Origin of the sequence: Sphaerisporangium krabiense (assembly GCF_014200435.1) — a bacterium.
GTDB classification, from domain to species: domain Bacteria; phylum Actinomycetota; class Actinomycetes; order Streptosporangiales; family Streptosporangiaceae; genus Sphaerisporangium; species Sphaerisporangium krabiense.
On sequence record NZ_JACHBR010000001.1, the window covers coordinates 3,138,048 to 3,155,074 of the forward strand.

Genomic DNA, 17,027 nt, shown 5'->3' on the forward strand with positions numbered 1-17,027 from the left:
GAAGGTGGGTTTCGGGGGCGGGTGGGCGGCCCTCGGACAGGGCGGTTTTCTGGACTGATCGTCTTCTCAGCGGAGCTTGACCGTTTTGGGTCTTGCCCAGTGAAGGCGCCGGAGTTATCTTTCGCTCAAACTCTTAGGAAACTTTCCTAAAGGAAGAGCCCCCCACATGCGCCGATTCTCCCTCGTAGTGCTGCTGGCGCTCGTAGCGACCGCCCTGGCGATCCCTGCGAACGCGGCAGCCGCCCGCTTGACCGCGGCGTTCACCCTGACTGGTAATCAGGGGAAGTACGTCGTGACCAACCCGGGCACCACAGCCATCTCCAACTGGTCGCTTGAGTTCGACCTGCCGTCCGGAGTGACGGCCAGCAGTCCCCAGCATGTCACGATCAACCAGAGCGGGACCCACGTCCGGCTCACCCCGGCGTTCTACATCGCCACCGTCAAGGCGAACGGGAACACCGAGCCCTACAGCCCCACGTTCAACTTGAGCTCGGCGGTCCAGCCGACGAACTGCACGATCAACGGGGCCAACTGTGACGGCAGCGGCGACGACCCGCCGCCCCCCGCGGCGCTGAGCGCGACGTACCTGGCCTCGGGCAGCCGCGGCACCTACGTCGTCAGCAACAACTCCACCACCGCGCTCAACGGCTGGTCCATCACCTTCGACCTGCCGGCGGGCGTCACCGCCAGCGCGGCCGACAACGGCGCGATCAGCCAGAGCGGGACGCACGTCACGCTGAACCCGGCCTACTACAACACCACGATCGGCGCAGGCCGGACCACCGACCCCTACAGCCCCTCGTTCACCCTGAGCAGCGCCTCGGCCACGCCGTCGAACTGCCGGGTCAACGACGTGCGCTGCGACGGCCGTCCCGACACCGCGCCGGGCGCGCCGGGCAACCTGCGTTCGACGGTCAAGACCACCAAGACCGTCTCGCTCGCCTGGGACGCCTCCACCGGCGGCAGCCTGCCGGTCGTCGCCTACCAGATCTTCCAGGGCAGCACGCTCGCCCTTGAGGTCGCCGACACCAGCGCGACGGTGACCGGCCTCACCCCGAACACCGACTACTCCTTCACGGTCAAGGCCAAGGACCGCAAGGGCAACCTGTCCCCGGCCAGCGCGGCGCTGTCGGTGAAGACCAGCAACCCCTCCGACGACACCGCGCCGCCGAGCGTGCCCGGCAACCTGCGCAGCACGGCCACCGGCCCCGCCGAGGTCTCGCTCGCCTGGAACGCCTCCACCGACAACACCGGTGTCGCCGGGTACGACATCTACAACGGCTCGACGCTGGCCCTGAGCGTGCTCGGCACCTCGGCCAAGGTCACCGGCCTGTCGCCGTCCACGGAGTACACCTTCACCGTGCGGGCGCGCGACCTGTACGACAACGTGTCGGCCGCGAGCGCCCCGCTCAAGGTCAGCACCACCGACGTGATCGGCAGCGGGTACGCCCGGGTCGGCTACTTCGTCCAGTGGGGCATCTACGGCCGCCAGTACTTCGTGAAGAACCTGGACACGACCGGCGTCGCCGCCAAGCTGACCCACCTGAACTACGCGTTCGCCAACATCGACCCGCAGAACCTGACCTGTCTGCAGGGCGTGACCCGCGGCACCACGCAGAACCCGCAGGACCCGAGCCAGGGCGACGGCGCGGGCGACGCGGACGCCGACTACGGCCGTCCGATGAGCGCCGCCCAGTCCGTGGACGGCCAGGGCGACACCGGCTGGGAAGGCCTGCGCGGCAACTACAACCAGCTCAAGAAGCTCAAGGTCAAGTACCCCAACCTCAAGATCCTCATCTCGATCGGCGGCTGGACGTACTCCAAGTACTTCTCCGACGTGGCGGCCACCGACGCCTCGCGTAAGAAGTTCGTCGCCTCCTGCATCGACACCTACATCAAGGGCAACCTGCCCGTCTACAACGCCGCGGGCGGTCCGGGCAGCGCCGCGGGCATCTTCGACGGCATCGACCTCGACTGGGAGTGGCCGGGCGCCGAGGGGCACGCGGGCAACCACATCGGTGCGAACGACAAGGCGAACAACACCCTGCTGATCGCCGAGTTCCGCAAGCAGCTCGACGAGCTCACCAAGACCACGGGCAAGCGCTACCAGCTCACCGCGTTCACTCCCGCCGACCCGGCGAAGATCGCGGCCGGCTGGGACCTGCCCGAGGTCGCCAAGTCGCTGGACATCTTCAACGTCCAGGGTTACGACTTCCACGGCGCCGGCAGCGACAACTCGTGGGAGCCGAACCGCACCGGCCACCAGGGCAACCTGTACGCCGACGCCGACGACCCGTACAACTTCCACTTCAGCGTGGAGAACGCGGTCAACGAGTACCTCAAGGTCGGCGTGAACCCCCGTAAGATCACCATCGGTCTCGCCTACTACGGGCGTGGCTGGCAGGGTGTGGCCGACGGCGGCAAGAGCGGCGAGTGGCAGTCCGCCACCGGCGCGGCGCCCGGCCAGTTCCAGGAGGAGGCGGGCACCCGCGGGTACTCCAACCTCCTCGCCAGCGTGCCGAACTGCACGGTGAAGCACGACACGGTGGCGGTCGCCACGTACTGCTACACCGGCAACGGCGGGCAGTGGTGGACGTTCGACGACGTGTGGGCGATCCAGCAGAAGGCCGCGTGGCTGCGCTCCAAGAACCTGCTCGGGGCGATGATCTGGGAGATGTCCGGTGACCCGGGCACGCTCACCACGGCCCTGGACGCGGCTCTGAAGTAAAGCGCGCGACGGCGTCCGACGACGGGCGCCGAGATGGACGAGTCCGGCCGGTCGCCCTCGTGGCGGCCGGCCGGACGGCTTTCGGGCGCGGAACCGGCGCGCGCCGGACGCCGACCTTGTTACCAACTGGTCAGTAATATGTAGAGTCAGCTTGTCAATCGGGCAAAGCGGGCCGACATTCTGAGCAATGTCGCCACTCGGGGGATGACCCCAGGAGGCCCGCTTGCACCCCCTGCGCCGTACCCTCCTCGCCCTCACCGCCCTCGCCGCCTGCCTGACCCTCGCGACCGCGACCGCCGCCCCGGCCGCCGCCGCCCCGCCGCCCCCGGCCGCCATGGCCTCGATGGGCGACTCCATCACCCGCGCCTTCAACTCCTGCGGCTTCTACGTCGACTGCCCCTCACGATCGTGGTCCACCGGCTCCACCGGCTCGATCGAGAGCCACTACCTGCGCATCCGGGGCGTCTCGCCGTCCCTGGCCGCCTACAACGACGCGGTGTCCGGCGCCAAGGTCGCCGACATGGCGGGCCAGGCCCAGCGCGCGGTGTCGCAGGGCGTCGGCTACGTCACGATCCTCGTCGGGGCCAACGACGTGTGCACCTCGTCGGAGTCGGCCATGACCTCGGTCGCCGACTTCGAGACCCGCTTCCGCGCCGCCGTCCAGACCCTCGCCGACGGCCTGCCGCAGGCGTTGGTCTTCGTGGCCAGCGTTCCCGACGTGAAACGGCTCTGGGAGGTCGGCAAGGGCGACCTCGCCGCCCGCACCGCCTGGTCGACGTTCGGCATCTGCCAGTCGCTGCTGGCCAACCCCCGATCCACCGCCGCGGCCGACGTCGCGCGGCGCGACCGCGTGCGGCAGCGCGCCGCCGACTTCAACGCCGTGCTCGCCCGCGTCTGCGGCGAACGGCCGACGTGCCGGTACGACGGCGGCGCCGTCTTCGCCTACCGTTTCACGCTCTCGGAGATCAGCACCTGGGACTACTTCCACCCCAACGCCACCGGCCAGAAGGCGCTCGCCGCCGTCACCTACGCCGCCGGGTACGGCTGGTGACCTTCAGGCGCCGGCCACGGCGCCGTCACGGCGCCGTCATGGCACGGCGTAGGCGCTGTCGCGCACGTCGGTGATCGCCATGTGGCCGGGCGCGTGCCCGATCGCGAAGGGCGGCCGTGACGCGGCCACGGCCGCCTGTGGCGTCACCCCGCAGGCCCAGAACACCGGGATCTCGCCCGGCCGCACCTCCACCGGGTCGCCGTAGTCGGGCCGGCCGAGGTCGGCGACGCCCAGCGCCGCCGGGTCGCCCACGTGCACCGGGGCGCCGTGCACGGCCGGGTAGCGGGACGTGACCCGCACCGCGGTCGCGACCAGCTCGGGCGGCACCGGCCGCATCGACACCACCAGCGGCCCCGACAGCGTCCCCGCCGGACGGCACGCCCGGTTCGTCCGGTACATCGGGACGTTGCTCTTGCGTTCCAGGTGCCGGACGGGCACGCCCGCGTCCAGCAGGGCCGCCTCGAAGGTGAAACTGCAGCCGATCAGGAAGCACACCAGGTCGTCACGCCAGTGGTCCCGCACGTCGCCCACCTCGGCCACCTGCTCGCCGTGCTCGTAGACGCGGTAGGCGGGCAGGTCGGTGCGCAGGTCGCCGTCGAAGATCGAGGCCGAGATCTCCCCGGGCTCGGTGACGTCGAGCACCGGGCACGCCTTCGGGTTGCGCTGCGCGAACAGCAGGAAGTCGTAGGCGCGGTCCTTGGGCAGCGCCAGCAGGTTCGCCTGCGCCCATCCCGCCGACCAGCCCGCGGTGGGGGTCACCAGGCCGTCGCGGAAGGCGGCGCGCGCGTCGCGCGGGGGCACCATCGCCGGGTCGAGCACTGTCATCGTCCCTTCCATCTCGCCGTACCGTACGAACGGCGGTGGCACGCCACCGCCGTCCCCGCGTCGCGGCCACATCGCCGCGATCGCCCCCCGATCCGGCCGCCCGAGGGCGGGCCGTCATCGTGCGCGGAGCCGGAACCGGATCCGCTGCCCCGGGCGCACCTGCGCGGCGCGGTCCACGTCGCGCGAGCACAGCACCGCGATCACCGGATAGCCGCCGGTCACCGGATGGTCGGCCAGGAACAGCGTCGGCTGCCCCGACGGCGGCACCTGGAGCGCGCCCGGCACCATGCCCTCCGGGGGAAGCTCCTCTCCGCGCACCCGCTCCAGGGCCGGGCCGCGCAGGCGCATGCCGACCCGGTTGCTGTCCGCCGTGACCTCGTACGCCGCCGAGCACAGCACCCGCAGCGCGTCGGCGCCGAACCAGTCGTCGCGCGGCCCGGGCAGCACGCCGAGCACCGGCGCCTCCTCGCCCGGCTCGGCGACCGGCGCGAACTCGACGCCGGGGAACCGGTCCGGCGGCGGCCCCACCGGCAGCAGCGTGCCGGGCCGGGGCAGCTCCGGGCCGAGGCCCGCCATCATGTCGGTGGCCCGTGACCCGAGCACCTCCGGCACGTCCAGCCCGCCGCGCACCGCCAGGTAGGTGCGCAGGCCGCTTCTCGGCACGCCGAGCAGCAGCGTCGCGCCGTCCGGCAGGCGCTCGACCGCGTGGTGGCCGATGCCGCGCGCCCGCCCCGAGGCGTAGGTGACCGTCGCGGGGCACGATGCCCCGCTCAGCGCCACCAGCAGGTCGCCGTGGGCGCGCACGGCCAGCCCGCCCAAGGTGACCTCCAGCGCGGCGGCGCCCTCGGGGTTGGCGAGCAGCCGGTTGGCCAGGCGCAGCGCGCCCCGGTCCGCGGCGCCCGAGCGTCCCACGCCGAGGTCGCCCCGCCCGGGACGCCCGAGATCCTGGACGCTCGCCAGCGGCCCGGTCGCGACGACCTCCAGCAGTCGCACCGCCTCACCCATCCCGCGCCTCCGCGAACCGCACCCGCATGCCGGGGCGCAGCAGCGCGGGCGGGTCGGCGTGGACGTCCCACACGGTGAGCTCCGTGCGGCCGATGAGCCGCCACCCGCCCGGCGACTCGCGCGGGTACACCGCGCTGAACCCGGCGGCCAGCGCCACCGCGCCCGCCGGTACCCGCACCCGCGACTCGGTCCGCCGCGGGACCCGCAGCCGGGGGTGGCCGCCGACCAGGTAGGCGAAGCCGGGGGCGAACCCGGAGAACGCCACCGTCCACGGCGTGCCCGTGTGCGCCGTCACCACCTCGCGCTCCGACAGCCCGGTCAGGGCCGCCACGTCGGCGAGGTCGGCGCCGTCGTACACGACGGGCACGGTCACCTCGCCCGCCCCCGCGCGGCGTCCCCGGGACGGGGGCGCGCTCAGCACCGCCGCCTCGACCGTTCCCCGGTGCGCCGGGGGCTCGAAGCGCACGAGCAGGGTGCGGGCGGCGGGCAGGATCTCGGTCACCCCCGGCGGCGGGTCGGTGGAGAGGGTGTCGTACAGGGCGAGGACCTCCGCCGCGCCGCCCAGTTCCACCAGGACGGCACGGTCGCCGCAGCGCCGGAAGCGCGGGCTCATGGACGCTCCCCGCCCGCGCCCCTGGTGAACGGGGCCAGCGTCACGCCCGCGGCGGTGAGCGTCTCCCGGATCCGGTGCGCCATGGGCACCGGGTCGGGGCTGTCGCCGTGCACGCAGATGGAGCCGGCCCGCAGCCGCAGCGGTGTGCCGTCCGCCGCCGCCACCGGCTCGCCCCGCGCCAGGCTCAGGACGCGGCTAGCCACCACGTCGGGATCGCGCAGCACCGCGCCGGGACGGTCACGCGGCACGAGCGTCCCCTGCGAGGTGTAGGCGCGGTCGGCGAAGAACTCGGCGATCGTGGCGAGGCCGGCCTTCTCGGCCAGCCGCAGCCACGCCGAGCCGGGCAGGCCGAGCACCGGCAGGGCGGGATCGTAGGCGCGCACGGCCTCGACGACGGCGGCCGCCTGGGCCTCGTGGTGCACGATCGCGTTGTAGAGCGCGCCGTGCGGCTTGACGTAGCGCACCCGGCTTCCGGCCAGCCGCGCGAACGCGTCCAGGGCGCCGATCTGGTAGAGGATCTCGTCGGCCAGGGCCTCGGGCGGCACGTCGATGAAGCGCCGGCCGAAGCCCGCCAGGTCGCGGTAGCTCACCTGGGCGCCGATCGCGACGCCGTGCGCGACCGCCGTCGCGCACGTGCGCCGCATGATGGTCGGATCTCCCGCGTGGAAGCCGCACGCCACGTTGGCGCTGGTGACGATGCCGAGGAGTACCTCGTCGTCGCCGAGGTCCCACCGGCCGAAACCTTCGCCGAGGTCGGAGTTGAGGTCGATCGTCGTGATCACGGGAGACATTGTCGGGCTCCGGTTCGCTGCTTCTTTTTCCAGTGTGGTCCGCCCTCGCCAGGGCCGTGCGGCGGGTGTCAGCCGAGCCGCCGCGCCCGGGTCTCCGGCAGCCCGGCGAGGGCCACGACCGCGATGGCGTAGGCCAGGGCGCCGAACGCCATCGCGCCGCCGACGTCGTAGTTCTCGGCCAGGTACCCGATGACGGTGGGGAAGAACGCGCCGACGCCGCGGCCGACGTTGTAGGCGAAGCCCTGCCCGGTGCCCCGGACGTGGCCCGGGTACAGCTCGGACAGGAAGGCGCCGAAGCCGGAGAAGATCGCCGACGAGCAGAACCCGAGCGGGAAGCCCAGGACCATGACGTACCGGCCGGCCTCGGCGGGCAGCCCCGTGTACAGCAGGATCAGCGCGCCGCTGAGCACGGCGAACAGGGCGAACGTCGGTTTGCGGCCGATGCGGTCGGTGAAGAACCCGCCGGTCAGGTAGCCGCAGAACGCCCCGGTGATGAGGAAGGCCAGGTAGCCGCCGGTGCCGATCACCGACAGGCCGCGCTCGGTCTTGAGGAAGGTCGGCACCCAGGTCGCCAGCGTGTAGTAGCCGCCCTGGACGCCGGTGGCCAGCAGCGTCGCGAACAGCGTGGTGCGCAGCAGGCCGCCCCGGAAGATCGCGAGGACGGGCACGCGGCCGGCGGGGGCCTGCCGTCCGGCGAAGGCGGGGGCGTCGGTGACGTTGCGGCGGACGTAGAGGACGAGGAGCGCGGGCAGCGCGCCGGTGAAGAACAGCACGCGCCAGGCGAGGCCCTCGTCGGCGACCATGAACACGACCGTGTAGACCGCGACGGCGAGGCCCCAGCCGACGGCCCAGGCGGACTGGACGACCGCGACCGTGCGGCCCCGGTGGCGCGCGGCGGCGTACTCGGCGACCAGGATCGCGCCGGCGGCCCACTCGCCGCCGAAGCCGAGGCCCTGGAGGGCGCGGAAGACCAGCAGCGTCTCGTAGTTCGGGGCCAGACCGCACAGCGCCGTGAAGATCGCGTACGTGGTGACGGTGATCATCAGGGTCCTGGCGCGGCCGAGACGGTCGGCGAGGACGCCCGCGAGGATGCCGCCGAGCGCCGAGGACACGAGCGTGGCGGTGGTGAGGAGGCCGGTCTGCCCGGTGGTGAGGCCGAAGGCGCCGGCGATGGCGACGAGGCCGAGAGGCAGGACCCAGAAGTCGTAGGAGTCGAGGCCGTAGCCGAGGAAGGCTCCGGTGAACGCCTTGCGGCCCTTGCGGCCGAGGGTGGTGTACCAGGCGAGGAACGTCGTGCCGTGCCGATCTTGGGGGACTTCCACCGTGGGTTCCGGCGTGGACGATGTCGTCATCGCGCACCTCGATCTTCGATGTCCGGCCTGCGTGTCCTAACTGTTCGCCGTGCGTGTCCGCCGCCGGCCGCCGTCCGTGCGGCGGGAGGGCGCCGCCGGGCGGGGGAGGGCGCCGTGGCGCCCTGTCAGTGGCTGGTGACGCTCACGGTACATTGGCGTGTCCTCCATTTCAACAATCTGACGAGCCCACTTCTGAGCAATCCTCTTTGAGGATCGTTGAACAATATGACAAGTGCTACGATGCGAGCCCAGGAAGGGTGAGGCTTGTGATCGACAGTGCGGATCGCGCGGACCGGCGCCTCGCGATGGACCGTGACCTGCTCGGGCGCACCAGCACCGCCGAGCGTGTGGCGTCGCTGCTGCGCGAGCGCATCATCGACGGCGTCTTCGCGCCCGGCGAGCGACTGTCCGAGGAGTCGATCGGCGCGGCGCTCCAGGTGTCGCGCAACACGCTGCGCGAGGCGTTCCGCCTGCTGTCCCACGAGCGCCTGCTCGTCCACCAGCTCAACCGCGGCGTCTTCGTCCGCCGTCTCACCGCCGGCGACGTCGTCGACCTGTACCGCGTCCGCAGGCTGGTGGAGTGCGCCGCGATCCGCGAGGCCGTGCCGCCGCCGCCCGCCGCGCTCGACCGCCTGCGCGAGGCGCTGGAGGAGGCCGGCCGCGCGGCGGCCGGCGAGCGCTGGCACGACGTCGGCAGCGCCAACATGCGCTTCCACCAGGGCCTGGTCGCGCTGGCGGGCAGCGAGAGGCTCGACGAGATGATGCGCCAGGTCCTCGCCGAGCTGCGGCTGACCTTCCTCGCCATGAGCAACCCGCGCGCGTTCCACGGCCCGTACGCGGCCCGCAACCATGAGATCCTGAAGCTGATCGAGGCGGGGGACGCCGCGGGCGCCGAGCGCCTGCTGGCCGGCTATCTCGCCGACGCCGAGCGGCAGCTCGTCGAGGCGCACGCGAACGCGGGGGAGTAGGCGCGCCGCGCCGCCGCGCCGGTTGGGGGCTCCATGAACGTGGTGGCGTTGTCCGACACCCACGCGCCCCGGCGCTGGAAGGGATGCCCGCCCCGGGTGGCCGAGCACCTGCGCGGGGCGGACGTGATCCTGCACGCGGGCGACGTGTGCACGGCCTCGGTGCTGGACGAGCTGGCGGCCTTCGCGCCGGTCCACGTGGTCAAGGGCAACAACGACGGCCCCGACATCGCCGCCCCGGAGACCTTGGAGCTGGAGCTGGACGGGCTGAAGGTGGCGATGATCCACGACAGCGGCGCGGCGGCCGGGCGCTGGGCGCGCATGCGGCGGCGCTTCCCCGACGCGCGGCTGGTCGTCTTCGGCCACTCGCACATCCCCCTCGACCACGAGGAGGACGACCTGCGCATCTTCAACCCGGGCTCGCCGACCGACCGCCGCCGCCAGCCGCACGGCACGCTCGGCCTGCTGTGCGTCGAGCGCGGGCGGCTCGTGTCGGCGCGGATCGTGCCGGTCACCTGACGCCGTGAATTCACGACGCGGCGCCGCCTATTCCTCAATGGCGCCGCGGTCGATTCCCGGTGACGGCACGGTGTCCGCGGCGCGTATTCGAGGAAACGGGGGGCGGGGTCGCGGGGGCGCCGAATAGGGGGGCCCAAATAGAACACGGCCGGAGCCTCGGCTCCGACCGTCTCCATGCCCCGCCAGGCGTGGCGATCATCCCCAGGGGGTGTTGCCGTTCTGGTTCGTGGGGGTCGGGGTGGGGGTGGGGGCCACTTCGCCGTCGGCCAGGTGCGCGACCGCCGTGGGCTGGGCGGTTCCGGCGATGGCGGCGGTGGCGAGCGCGGCGCCGCCCCCCGTCATGACGACCGCGACGACGACGATCCGGGTGGCGGTGTTCTTGATGGCGCTTCGCATCTGCTGACCCCTCGTCTGTGGCCCTGCGGCTCACGTCCGTGCCGTTTCCCTGTTCGCGATTCAGAAGCTAATAGGGGTCGCTATCCAGTCCCTATCGGTCCGCCAAGCCCCGAAAGCCGATGCTCGATAGCGGATTGCGGCACGCGTTCGTGGGAGGCATGGGAAAGCGCCGGACGCCTGGGGCGGGCGGGACGGCGCGCCGGGGCGGCGGGGGCGGCGGGGGCGGCGGGGGCTCGGACGGGTCCGGGCGCGGCCTCGCGCGCGGAGCCGGCTCGCCGGGCCGGCCGGCGCGTCCGGTGCGCTCGGGGGTGACGCGCGCCGTCGATGACCGCCTGGGTGCTGTTCGGCTGTGCCGGAAATCTCACCGTACTCATCGCGAATTCGGTACCCGTATGACACCCCTTATCAGGCGCCGCGAAAGACCCCTAAACCAGCACAATGCCATTAATACACCCCTATAGGGGATCCTTGCCTTGACGCTGAGCTTTTCCGGATCCGAGAGTCACAGAGGCAACTGATCACCCATCGGCGACGTGTCCGCCTGACTCCCCCCAGTAGATCTGTCTTGTGAGGGTGTGCCATGAGCTCCATCCAAGCCGCCGGAAGCCACCGTCCCTCCGACTCCACCGCCGTCGTCCCCCACGGCCGGGCCCGCCTGGTCCTGCTCAGCGTCCTCGCGGGCGCGGTCCTCGCGTCCCTGTGGTCCTTCCACTTCGTGGACAGCGTCATCGGCGACAACGTCGCCAACACCCTGCTCGGCCACGACGCCAAGGGCACCGCCATCACCGGCGTCGTCGCCGGGGCCGTCTTCGCGTTCGTGTCCGGGCTGGCCGGCACGTTCACCGCCTGCAACGTCGCCGCGTTCGGCGCGGTGATCCCCCTCGTCCGCGAGGGCGCCACCTGGCGCGACCGGCTGCGCGAGACCTTACGCCCGCTCAGCCGCCTCGCGCTCGGCATGGTCGTGGTCAGCGGCGTGTACGGCGCCGTCGGCGCGCTGCTCGGCGAGCGCCTGCCGCAGCTGTCGCAGGCGACCGTCGGGAACGGCCTCCCCGTCCGGCTGCTCCAGGCGTCCGTCGTCTTCGGGATCATCGGGCTGGCGTTCATCTGGCTCGGCCTCGCCACCATCAAGATCCTCCCGGACCCGCTGGCCGGCCTCGAGCGCCGCTTCCCGAACGTCCGCCTGGTCGTGCTCGGCGCGCTGGTCGGCGGGTTCCTCATCGGCCGCCCGTTCCCGCTGTTCCACAAGCTGTTCGTCTACGCGGCCGAGACCCACAACGCCCTGTACGGCGCCGCGGTGTTCGTCCTGCAGTCGCTCGGCAACGTCGTGGTGATGGCCGTGCTGTTCGCCATCCTCATGCTCGCCGCCCGGGGCCGCTTCGCCCAATGGCTGGCGGCCAGGCCGGCGCGGCTGGCCACGGTGGCGGCGGTCGCGTTCCTCGTCGCCGGCGCGTTCACGGTGATCTACTGGGACATCCGCCTGCCGTCGATGTTCGGCTACGGCTGGTACCCCGTCGCCGGCTGGTAGGCGCCCGCCAGGTCGAAGTGGAGGCGCATGCTCGTGCCGGACGGGCGGCGGTGCACGCGCACGAGATCGGCCAGCTCGTTGACGATGATCAGCCCCCGGCCCCGCGTCGCGGTGTCCGGGGGCGGGACACGGCCGGCGAGCGGGTCGTCGAGCAGGCCGGAGTCGTCGAGCTGGCACACCAGCGCGCCGTCCTCCACCCAGACCGTCACCGTGCCAGGCCCGCAGGTGTGCTCGGCGGTGTTGGTGGCCAGCTCGTTCATCGCGATGAGCAGCTCGCCCACCCGGCGCTCGCCGAGCCCCGCGGCCGCGCCGCGCTCCGCGAGGAAGTCCCGCGCGCCCGGCAGCCCGCCCGTCCCGTTGAAGGTGTGGGACGCGGCGTGCGCGGGAGGCGCGGGCAGCGGCCGGTCGAACAGCGCGACCGCCTCGACCGGGTCGGTGTAGGCCGGGCTCGGCCAGGAGCCGGCGGGGGCCCTCATGACCGGGTGCGTGCGCTCGGCGTCGTCGAGCGCGTACGGCTCCAGCCGGGAGGTGTCGTACGGGCAGAGGATGACGGCGTCGCGACCGGCGAACGCGGCGTTGATCAGCGCCTCGTGCGCGGCGCAGGCCGGGTACTCCATCGCGGTGCGGCCCTTCCAGATCGGCTCGCCGATGACCCAAACCCGGCGTCCGGGGTGGGCCTCGGCGAAGGCCAGCAGCACCGACGGGATGATGCGCCCGGGGTTGCGGCCCGCGACCGACATGTCCCTGAAGACGACCTCGTCGGCCCGCGCCCCGAGCCGGGCGCGGATCGCCGCGCCGCCGCCGGGCACGGCCACCAGCGCCGGGCCGCCCGCGGCGAGCGCCTCCTCCAGGAAGGCCGCGCACTGGGACACGTACTCGTCCTCGTCGCGGTAGAGCAGCCCGATGTGCTCGAACGGGCCGGCCGGGGACGTGTTCATGCCGGCGCGTCGCGGTCGGTGGCGCCGGAATGCGCGGTGGACATCAGGTCGAGCTCCTTCGCCGGGAAGCACTGCGGTCCGTACAGGCACGCCGCCATGGCTCGGCCGCCGGCGAACTCCCCCCGCGTCTCATGACGCCGCGGACGCGTTGTGCCGGAATTCGCCCCCATCGCCCAGCTCATATCGCCGATCACCTGTAGTTCCGCATATGCACTTCCCCACACGGCGGCGATCTCACGTCCCCCCGTGACTCGTCCGGTGGTGGGCGTACCAGCTAACCGTACGAGCGGGCCTGGAGGCAATGAATCCGGCATTTCGGACGTTGTCACGGTGTACTCGCTGACGTATATTCGTAGGCGAGTAAACTGACCACGGAGGGCTCATGGCGAAGAAACGCAAGGTCGGCAACCTGCTGGCGCTCGCCGTGCTCTCCGCGGTCGTCCAGCGGCCGATGCACCCCTACGAGATGGCCTCCGTGCTGCGCGACCGTGGCAAGGAGCAGGACATGGACATCAAATGGGGCTCGCTCTACACCGTCGTGCGCAACATGGAGAGGCACGGGCTGATCGCGGCGGTCGAGACCCGTAAGGAGGGCGGCCGGCCCGAGCGGACGACCTACCGCATCACCGACGCCGGCCGTGCGGAGTACGTGGACTGGGTCCGCGAGCTGCTCGCCGAGCCCGAGCGCGAACACCCGAGGTTCGTGGCGGGCCTGTCCGTCTGCGCGGTGCTCGGGCCCGACGAGGTGGCGCGCCTGCTCCGGCAACGGCTCGACGTGCTGGAGCCCCAGATCGCCGCCGAGCGCGAGGCTCTGTCCCGCCACACCCGCGAGGTGCCCCGCGTCTTCCTCATCGAGCAGGAGTACGACCTCGCCGTGCGCGAGGCCGAAGTGTCCTGGATCCGCGCGTTCCTCGACGAGCTCACGACCGGCTCGTTCCCCGACATCGACCGCTGGCGCGTCTGGCACGCCGCGGGAGAGCCGCCCCCCGACCTGATCGAGATCGCGGAACGGGCGGGCAAGACCCCCTGACGAAGCGGGCCCCCGGCGAAGGTGCTGCAACACCGCCGCCGGAGGCCCCGGCCTCGAACCGACGCCCGCGAACGGAACCCCGGCCACGAGGTGGCAACCGCAAGGATAGCCGGGAGGGTTTCGCGCGCCGGTTCGGAGAACACCCATCCGAATCCGGAGGAACCATGAAGAGCAGAACGAACGACGCCTACAAGAACACCAGCCAGGCCGCCCACATGGAGGGCATCGTGGCGCGGTGGTACACCCGCCAGCGCTCCTCGGCCGACCAGCTCGCGGCCGTCCGCGCGTCCGCCGCCCACCTCGCCGCCGGCCTGCGTCCCAAGGCCGACATCCTGGAGGTCGCGCCCGGCCCCGGATTCCTGGCCGTCGAGCTGGCGCGCCTCGGGCACACCGTCAGCGGCCTGGACGCCAGCCGCTCGTTCGTGGAGATCGCCCGGCGGCACGCTCGCGAGGCCGGGGTGGGCCTCGACATGCGCCACGGCGACGCGGCCGCGCTGCCCTTCGCCGACGCGTCCTTCGACCTGGTCGCCTGCCAGGCCGCGTTCAAGAACTTCGGCGACCCGGTGGGCGCCCTGAACGAGATGCACCGGGTGCTGCGTCCCGGCGGGACGGCCTTCGTCGACGACATGAACAGGGACGTCACCGCCGCCCAGGTCGACGAAGAGGTGCGTGGCATGGGACTCGGCCCGCTGAGCTCCCTCATGACCAAGATCCCGCTGCTCGGCCTGCGCCGCCGCGCCTACTCGCCGGCCCGCTTCCGCCGCCTCGCCGCCGACACCGCCTTCCGCACCTGCGAGATCGAGACCCACGGCATCACCCTGCAGGTCCGGCTGACCAAGAACGCCTGACGGACGGCGGCCGTCCGGCCCGCGCCACGGTCCGGACGGCCGCCCGCCCCGGTGACCGGGGTCGTCGCGGTTCCGGTGACGATCGCATGCTTACACGATTACAGGATTGCAGGCTAGGCTTCGCGTCCGAAGCCCTACATCCCTACCGAGGTGAACGCCCGTGATCGTGGAGTACATCCGTTACCGTGTCCCCGACGGCGACGGGTTCGAGGCGAGCTACCGAAGGGCGGCGGCACATCTGGCCCGCGCCCCGCAGTGCGTCGACTACGAGCTGTCCCGTTGCGTCGAGGAGCCGGGCTCCTACATCCTGCGCATCACCTGGACGTCGGCGAAGGACCATCTCGAAGGTTTCCGGCGCAGCGCCCTGTTCAAGGACTTCTTCGCCGAGATCCGCCCCTACGTGGAGCAGATCGAGGAGATGCGCCACTACGAGCGCACCCCGGTGCGGGGCACGGGAGCCTCCGTCCCCTCGATGTACGAATGGGCGGGCGGCGCCGAGGCCCTCGAACGCCTCACCGCCAGGTTCTACGAGACCGTCGCCGAGGACGACCTCATCGGTCCCCTGTTCCGGGGCATGGACCCCGGCCACCCCCGCTACGTCGCCATGTGGCTGTCGGAGGTCTTCGGCGGCCCGGACCGGTACACCACCGAGCGGGGAGGCTATCCCCACATGCTCTCGATGCACCTCAACAGGCGCATCACCGAGCCGATGCGCCGCAGATGGGTCGCCCTCCTCATGGACGCGGCCGACGAGGTCGGCCTCCCCGACGACCCGGAGTTCCGCGCGGCCTTCGCCGGCTACATCGAATGGGGAACCCGCATCGCCCTCACCAACTCCCAGCCCGGCGCGAACCCCATGCGCGAGGCACCCGTACCCCACTGGGGCTGGGGCGTCGCCCCTCCGTACCAGGGCTGATCCCTCCCGAACGAAGCAGGACCCCGGTTGAGGCAGGAACGGTCGTGCCCGCACGGAAACGGGTCGCCTCCGGCTCGGGCTGTCTTCCCCAGGGGGCTCCCGCCCCCTTCGACCCCCAGCGTGCAAGCCGTAGCGGGAGACCCGAGTCGAAGGCGAGGACTGTCTCTGCGAAGTCGGTTCAGACAGAGGAGACAGCGCCGAAGAACGACAAGCCGCAGGACCGGCGAAGAGATCAAAAAGTCTTCACGCTGGCAACGAAGGACCGCCACTCATGCGGGTCGAAGACGAGAGCAGGTCCGCCGGGGTTCTTGCTGTCACGGACCGCGACCACACCCGCCAGGTTAAGCGCCACCTCAACGCACTGCGCGCCATTCGAACCAGAACGCGAGGACTTCCGCCACTGCGCGCCGCTCAGGTCCATTGATCCATCACATCCTTGATCATATTTAGTGATACATGCTCAGGATAGGCCCACGCCCGTATGGATTCATAACGGATCCATAGGGTAGAAACCACATTAGGATCGGCCGAAACCACTCCTTCCGCTGGCGAATCAGCGTATATAACGTCCGCCTCTCCGTCCGGAAGTTCGGCGATCATGAATGCGCCAAGTAGTCCTGGAACGCAGTCCGGGTCCACGACCTGCACCAAGACGTTGGGACGTTCAGCGATCTCGATCAGAAAGGCCAGTTGCTCGCGCATCACCCCGGCCGTGCCGATGCGGCGGCGCAGGACGCCCTGGTCGAGGAGAATCGACAACAACGGAGGGTCGGCCCTTTCGAGAAATTCGCGCCTCCGCAGGCGAGCCTGGGTACGCTCCTCGACCTCCTCTGGCCCCACGCGAGGCTCCCTGCTGAGCAGGTAGCGAGCGTAACCTTCCGTCTGCAAGAGCCCTGGAACCAGCAGCGGATCCCAGCTTCGCAGCACCGTCGCGCGCGGCTCGATCTCTTCCAGCCAGTCCATCCACCAGATCGGGCCGCCGGGGTTGGACAAGATTCGCCGGTACAGGCCGACGAAATACTCCTTATCCGACAGGCCGAACACCTGGTCCAGGATCTCGGCCTGATCGGGTTGCGGGGTTCGGAGACCCTTTTCGAGACGACTCACCTGGGTTTGTGTGCATCTCAGACGCACTCCGAGCGCAGATTGCGACAACCTGGCCGATTCACGCAGACGGCGCATTTCCGCACCGAAACGAGCCCTCGGCGATGTCGCATCCTGGGGTTGGTCCGTTCCCAATGCTTCTCCGTTCCTCGGGGGTGGAATTCGACGGAGGTTGCGATGCTGACGGTATCCCAGGTTCAATCCGCCCAGGTTGCCTTTCCGCTTTCAACGGCTTGAGATCCATCTGGATTTATTCTTCATCGGCCGGACGTTCACCACGGGTCACCGCTTGGTGGTCGACGCGTCGCTGATGTGCAGATTTCCCCTTATCTGGCATGAGATTGGCGACAAAACCATGTACACGTCGGTGCTACGGCCTGCACGCTGGGGGTCGAAGGGGGCGGGAGCCCCCTGGGAAGAA

17 protein-coding genes are annotated in these 17,027 nt (G+C 71.3%); 8 read left to right on the plus strand and 9 right to left on the minus strand.

Features of this window, described 5'->3' with window-relative positions; all coding sequences use genetic code 11:
* Positions 1 to 166 precede the first annotated feature (166 nt).
* Both BJ981_RS14020 and BJ981_RS14025 read left to right on the plus strand, forming a co-directional pair.
* Positions 167 to 2,728 carry a glycosyl hydrolase family 18 protein gene (locus BJ981_RS14020; RefSeq protein WP_184611515.1) on the plus strand — a complete coding sequence of 854 codons (2,562 nt, stop codon included), beginning with the start codon at positions 167 to 169 and terminating at the stop codon, positions 2,726 to 2,728.
* Positions 2,729 to 2,951: 223 nt separating this feature from the next.
* Complete coding sequence (locus BJ981_RS14025; RefSeq protein ID WP_204070566.1) at positions 2,952 to 3,779, plus strand: SGNH/GDSL hydrolase family protein; 828 nt, start codon at positions 2,952 to 2,954, stop codon at positions 3,777 to 3,779.
* Between the two features lie 36 nt (positions 3,780 to 3,815).
* On the opposite strand, the gene BJ981_RS14030 is transcribed toward BJ981_RS14025, so the two are convergent.
* The 5 genes from BJ981_RS14030 to BJ981_RS14050 all read right to left on the minus strand — a co-directional run bounded on the left by BJ981_RS14030 (position 3,816) and on the right by BJ981_RS14050 (position 8,365).
* Positions 3,816 to 4,604, minus strand: coding sequence for a putative hydro-lyase (locus BJ981_RS14030; protein WP_204070567.1), 789 nt, complete (start codon positions 4,602 to 4,604; stop codon positions 3,816 to 3,818).
* Between the two features lie 114 nt (positions 4,605 to 4,718).
* The gene (locus tag BJ981_RS14035; protein WP_184611517.1) at positions 4,719 to 5,609 is read right to left on the minus strand and encodes a 5-oxoprolinase subunit C family protein; all 891 of its coding nucleotides are present in this window, start codon (positions 5,607 to 5,609) and stop codon (positions 4,719 to 4,721) included.
* The gene (locus BJ981_RS14040) at positions 5,602 to 6,222 is read right to left on the minus strand and encodes a 5-oxoprolinase subunit B family protein (protein WP_184611519.1); all 621 of its coding nucleotides are present in this window, start codon (positions 6,220 to 6,222) and stop codon (positions 5,602 to 5,604) included. Before BJ981_RS14040 ends, BJ981_RS14035 begins: the two co-directional genes overlap by 8 nt.
* Positions 6,219 to 7,004 carry a LamB/YcsF family protein gene (locus BJ981_RS14045; protein WP_239139585.1) on the minus strand — a complete coding sequence of 262 codons (786 nt, stop codon included), beginning with the start codon at positions 7,002 to 7,004 and terminating at the stop codon, positions 6,219 to 6,221. Before BJ981_RS14045 ends, BJ981_RS14040 begins: the two co-directional genes overlap by 4 nt.
* 77 nt (positions 7,005 to 7,081) lie before the next feature.
* Complete coding sequence (locus tag BJ981_RS14050) at positions 7,082 to 8,365, minus strand: MFS transporter (RefSeq protein ID WP_184611523.1); 1,284 nt, start codon at positions 8,363 to 8,365, stop codon at positions 7,082 to 7,084.
* A 266-nt stretch (positions 8,366 to 8,631) separates the two neighbouring features.
* Between BJ981_RS14050 and BJ981_RS14055 the strand changes: the two genes are divergently transcribed.
* Entirely contained in the window at positions 8,632 to 9,333 is a 702-nt protein-coding gene (locus tag BJ981_RS14055) for a GntR family transcriptional regulator (protein WP_307837846.1), read from the plus strand.
* A gap of 33 nt (positions 9,334 to 9,366) precedes the next feature.
* Positions 9,367 to 9,849: a metallophosphoesterase family protein gene (locus BJ981_RS14060; protein WP_184611525.1), complete on the plus strand. Its 483-nt coding sequence runs from the start codon at positions 9,367 to 9,369 to the stop codon at positions 9,847 to 9,849.
* 195 nt (positions 9,850 to 10,044) lie between these two features.
* Here BJ981_RS14060 and BJ981_RS14065 read toward each other — a convergent pair whose 3' ends face one another.
* Positions 10,045 to 10,245, minus strand: coding sequence for a hypothetical protein (locus tag BJ981_RS14065; RefSeq protein ID WP_184611527.1), 201 nt, complete (start codon positions 10,243 to 10,245; stop codon positions 10,045 to 10,047).
* 580 nt (positions 10,246 to 10,825) lie between these two features.
* On the opposite strand from BJ981_RS14065, the gene BJ981_RS14070 reads away from it, so the two are divergent.
* Entirely contained in the window at positions 10,826 to 11,770 is a 945-nt protein-coding gene (locus tag BJ981_RS14070) for a hypothetical protein (protein ID WP_204070568.1), read from the plus strand.
* On the opposite strand, the gene BJ981_RS14075 is transcribed toward BJ981_RS14070, so the two are convergent.
* Positions 11,740 to 12,708, minus strand: coding sequence for an anti-sigma factor RsbA family regulatory protein (locus BJ981_RS14075; RefSeq protein WP_184611529.1), 969 nt, complete (start codon positions 12,706 to 12,708; stop codon positions 11,740 to 11,742). The two genes, BJ981_RS14070 and BJ981_RS14075, sit on opposite strands and share 31 nt — an antisense overlap.
* Before the next feature lie 382 nt (positions 12,709 to 13,090).
* On the opposite strand from BJ981_RS14075, the gene BJ981_RS14080 reads away from it, so the two are divergent.
* From BJ981_RS14080 to BJ981_RS39175, 3 genes are all read left to right on the plus strand, one after another.
* Positions 13,091 to 13,738, plus strand: coding sequence for a PadR family transcriptional regulator (locus BJ981_RS14080; protein ID WP_184611531.1), 648 nt, complete (start codon positions 13,091 to 13,093; stop codon positions 13,736 to 13,738).
* A gap of 164 nt (positions 13,739 to 13,902) precedes the next feature.
* Positions 13,903 to 14,586: a class I SAM-dependent methyltransferase gene (locus tag BJ981_RS14085; protein ID WP_221314703.1), complete on the plus strand. Its 684-nt coding sequence runs from the start codon at positions 13,903 to 13,905 to the stop codon at positions 14,584 to 14,586.
* A gap of 160 nt (positions 14,587 to 14,746) precedes the next feature.
* A complete protein-coding gene (locus BJ981_RS39175; protein WP_184611533.1) occupies positions 14,747 to 15,502 on the plus strand; it encodes a group II truncated hemoglobin in 756 nt (251 codons plus the stop codon).
* A gap of 232 nt (positions 15,503 to 15,734) precedes the next feature.
* Here the strand turns inward: BJ981_RS39175 and BJ981_RS14095 are convergent, their stop codons facing one another.
* A complete protein-coding gene (locus BJ981_RS14095; RefSeq protein ID WP_184611535.1) occupies positions 15,735 to 15,923 on the minus strand; it encodes a DUF397 domain-containing protein in 189 nt (62 codons plus the stop codon).
* Positions 15,914 to 16,807, minus strand: coding sequence for a helix-turn-helix domain-containing protein (locus BJ981_RS14100; RefSeq protein ID WP_307837847.1), 894 nt, complete (start codon positions 16,805 to 16,807; stop codon positions 15,914 to 15,916). Before BJ981_RS14100 ends, BJ981_RS14095 begins: the two co-directional genes overlap by 10 nt.
* Positions 16,808 to 17,027 lie beyond the last annotated feature (220 nt).

Excerpts from the sequence above, each read along its gene's own strand:
- BJ981_RS14040 (WP_184611519.1), bottom strand. The coding sequence starts at position 6,222 with ATGAGCCCGCGCTTCCGGCGCTGCGGCGACCGTGCCGTCCTGGTGGAA.
- BJ981_RS14070 (WP_204070568.1), top strand. The coding sequence starts at position 10,826 with ATGAGCTCCATCCAAGCCGCCGGAAGCCACCGTCCCTCCGACTCCACC.
- BJ981_RS14050 (WP_184611523.1), bottom strand. The coding sequence starts at position 8,365 with ATGACGACATCGTCCACGCCGGAACCCACGGTGGAAGTCCCCCAAGAT.
- BJ981_RS14080 (WP_184611531.1), top strand. The coding sequence starts at position 13,091 with ATGGCGAAGAAACGCAAGGTCGGCAACCTGCTGGCGCTCGCCGTGCTC.
- BJ981_RS14065 (WP_184611527.1), bottom strand. The coding sequence starts at position 10,245 with ATGCGAAGCGCCATCAAGAACACCGCCACCCGGATCGTCGTCGTCGCG.
- BJ981_RS14020 (WP_184611515.1), top strand. The coding sequence starts at position 167 with ATGCGCCGATTCTCCCTCGTAGTGCTGCTGGCGCTCGTAGCGACCGCC.
- BJ981_RS14060 (WP_184611525.1), top strand. The coding sequence starts at position 9,367 with ATGAACGTGGTGGCGTTGTCCGACACCCACGCGCCCCGGCGCTGGAAG.
- BJ981_RS14075 (WP_184611529.1), bottom strand. The coding sequence starts at position 12,708 with ATGAACACGTCCCCGGCCGGCCCGTTCGAGCACATCGGGCTGCTCTAC.
- BJ981_RS14085 (WP_221314703.1), top strand. The coding sequence starts at position 13,903 with ATGAAGAGCAGAACGAACGACGCCTACAAGAACACCAGCCAGGCCGCC.
- BJ981_RS14035 (WP_184611517.1), bottom strand. The coding sequence starts at position 5,609 with ATGGGTGAGGCGGTGCGACTGCTGGAGGTCGTCGCGACCGGGCCGCTG.
- BJ981_RS14030 (WP_204070567.1), bottom strand. The coding sequence starts at position 4,604 with ATGACAGTGCTCGACCCGGCGATGGTGCCCCCGCGCGACGCGCGCGCC.
- BJ981_RS14095 (WP_184611535.1), bottom strand. The coding sequence starts at position 15,923 with ATGGACCTGAGCGGCGCGCAGTGGCGGAAGTCCTCGCGTTCTGGTTCG.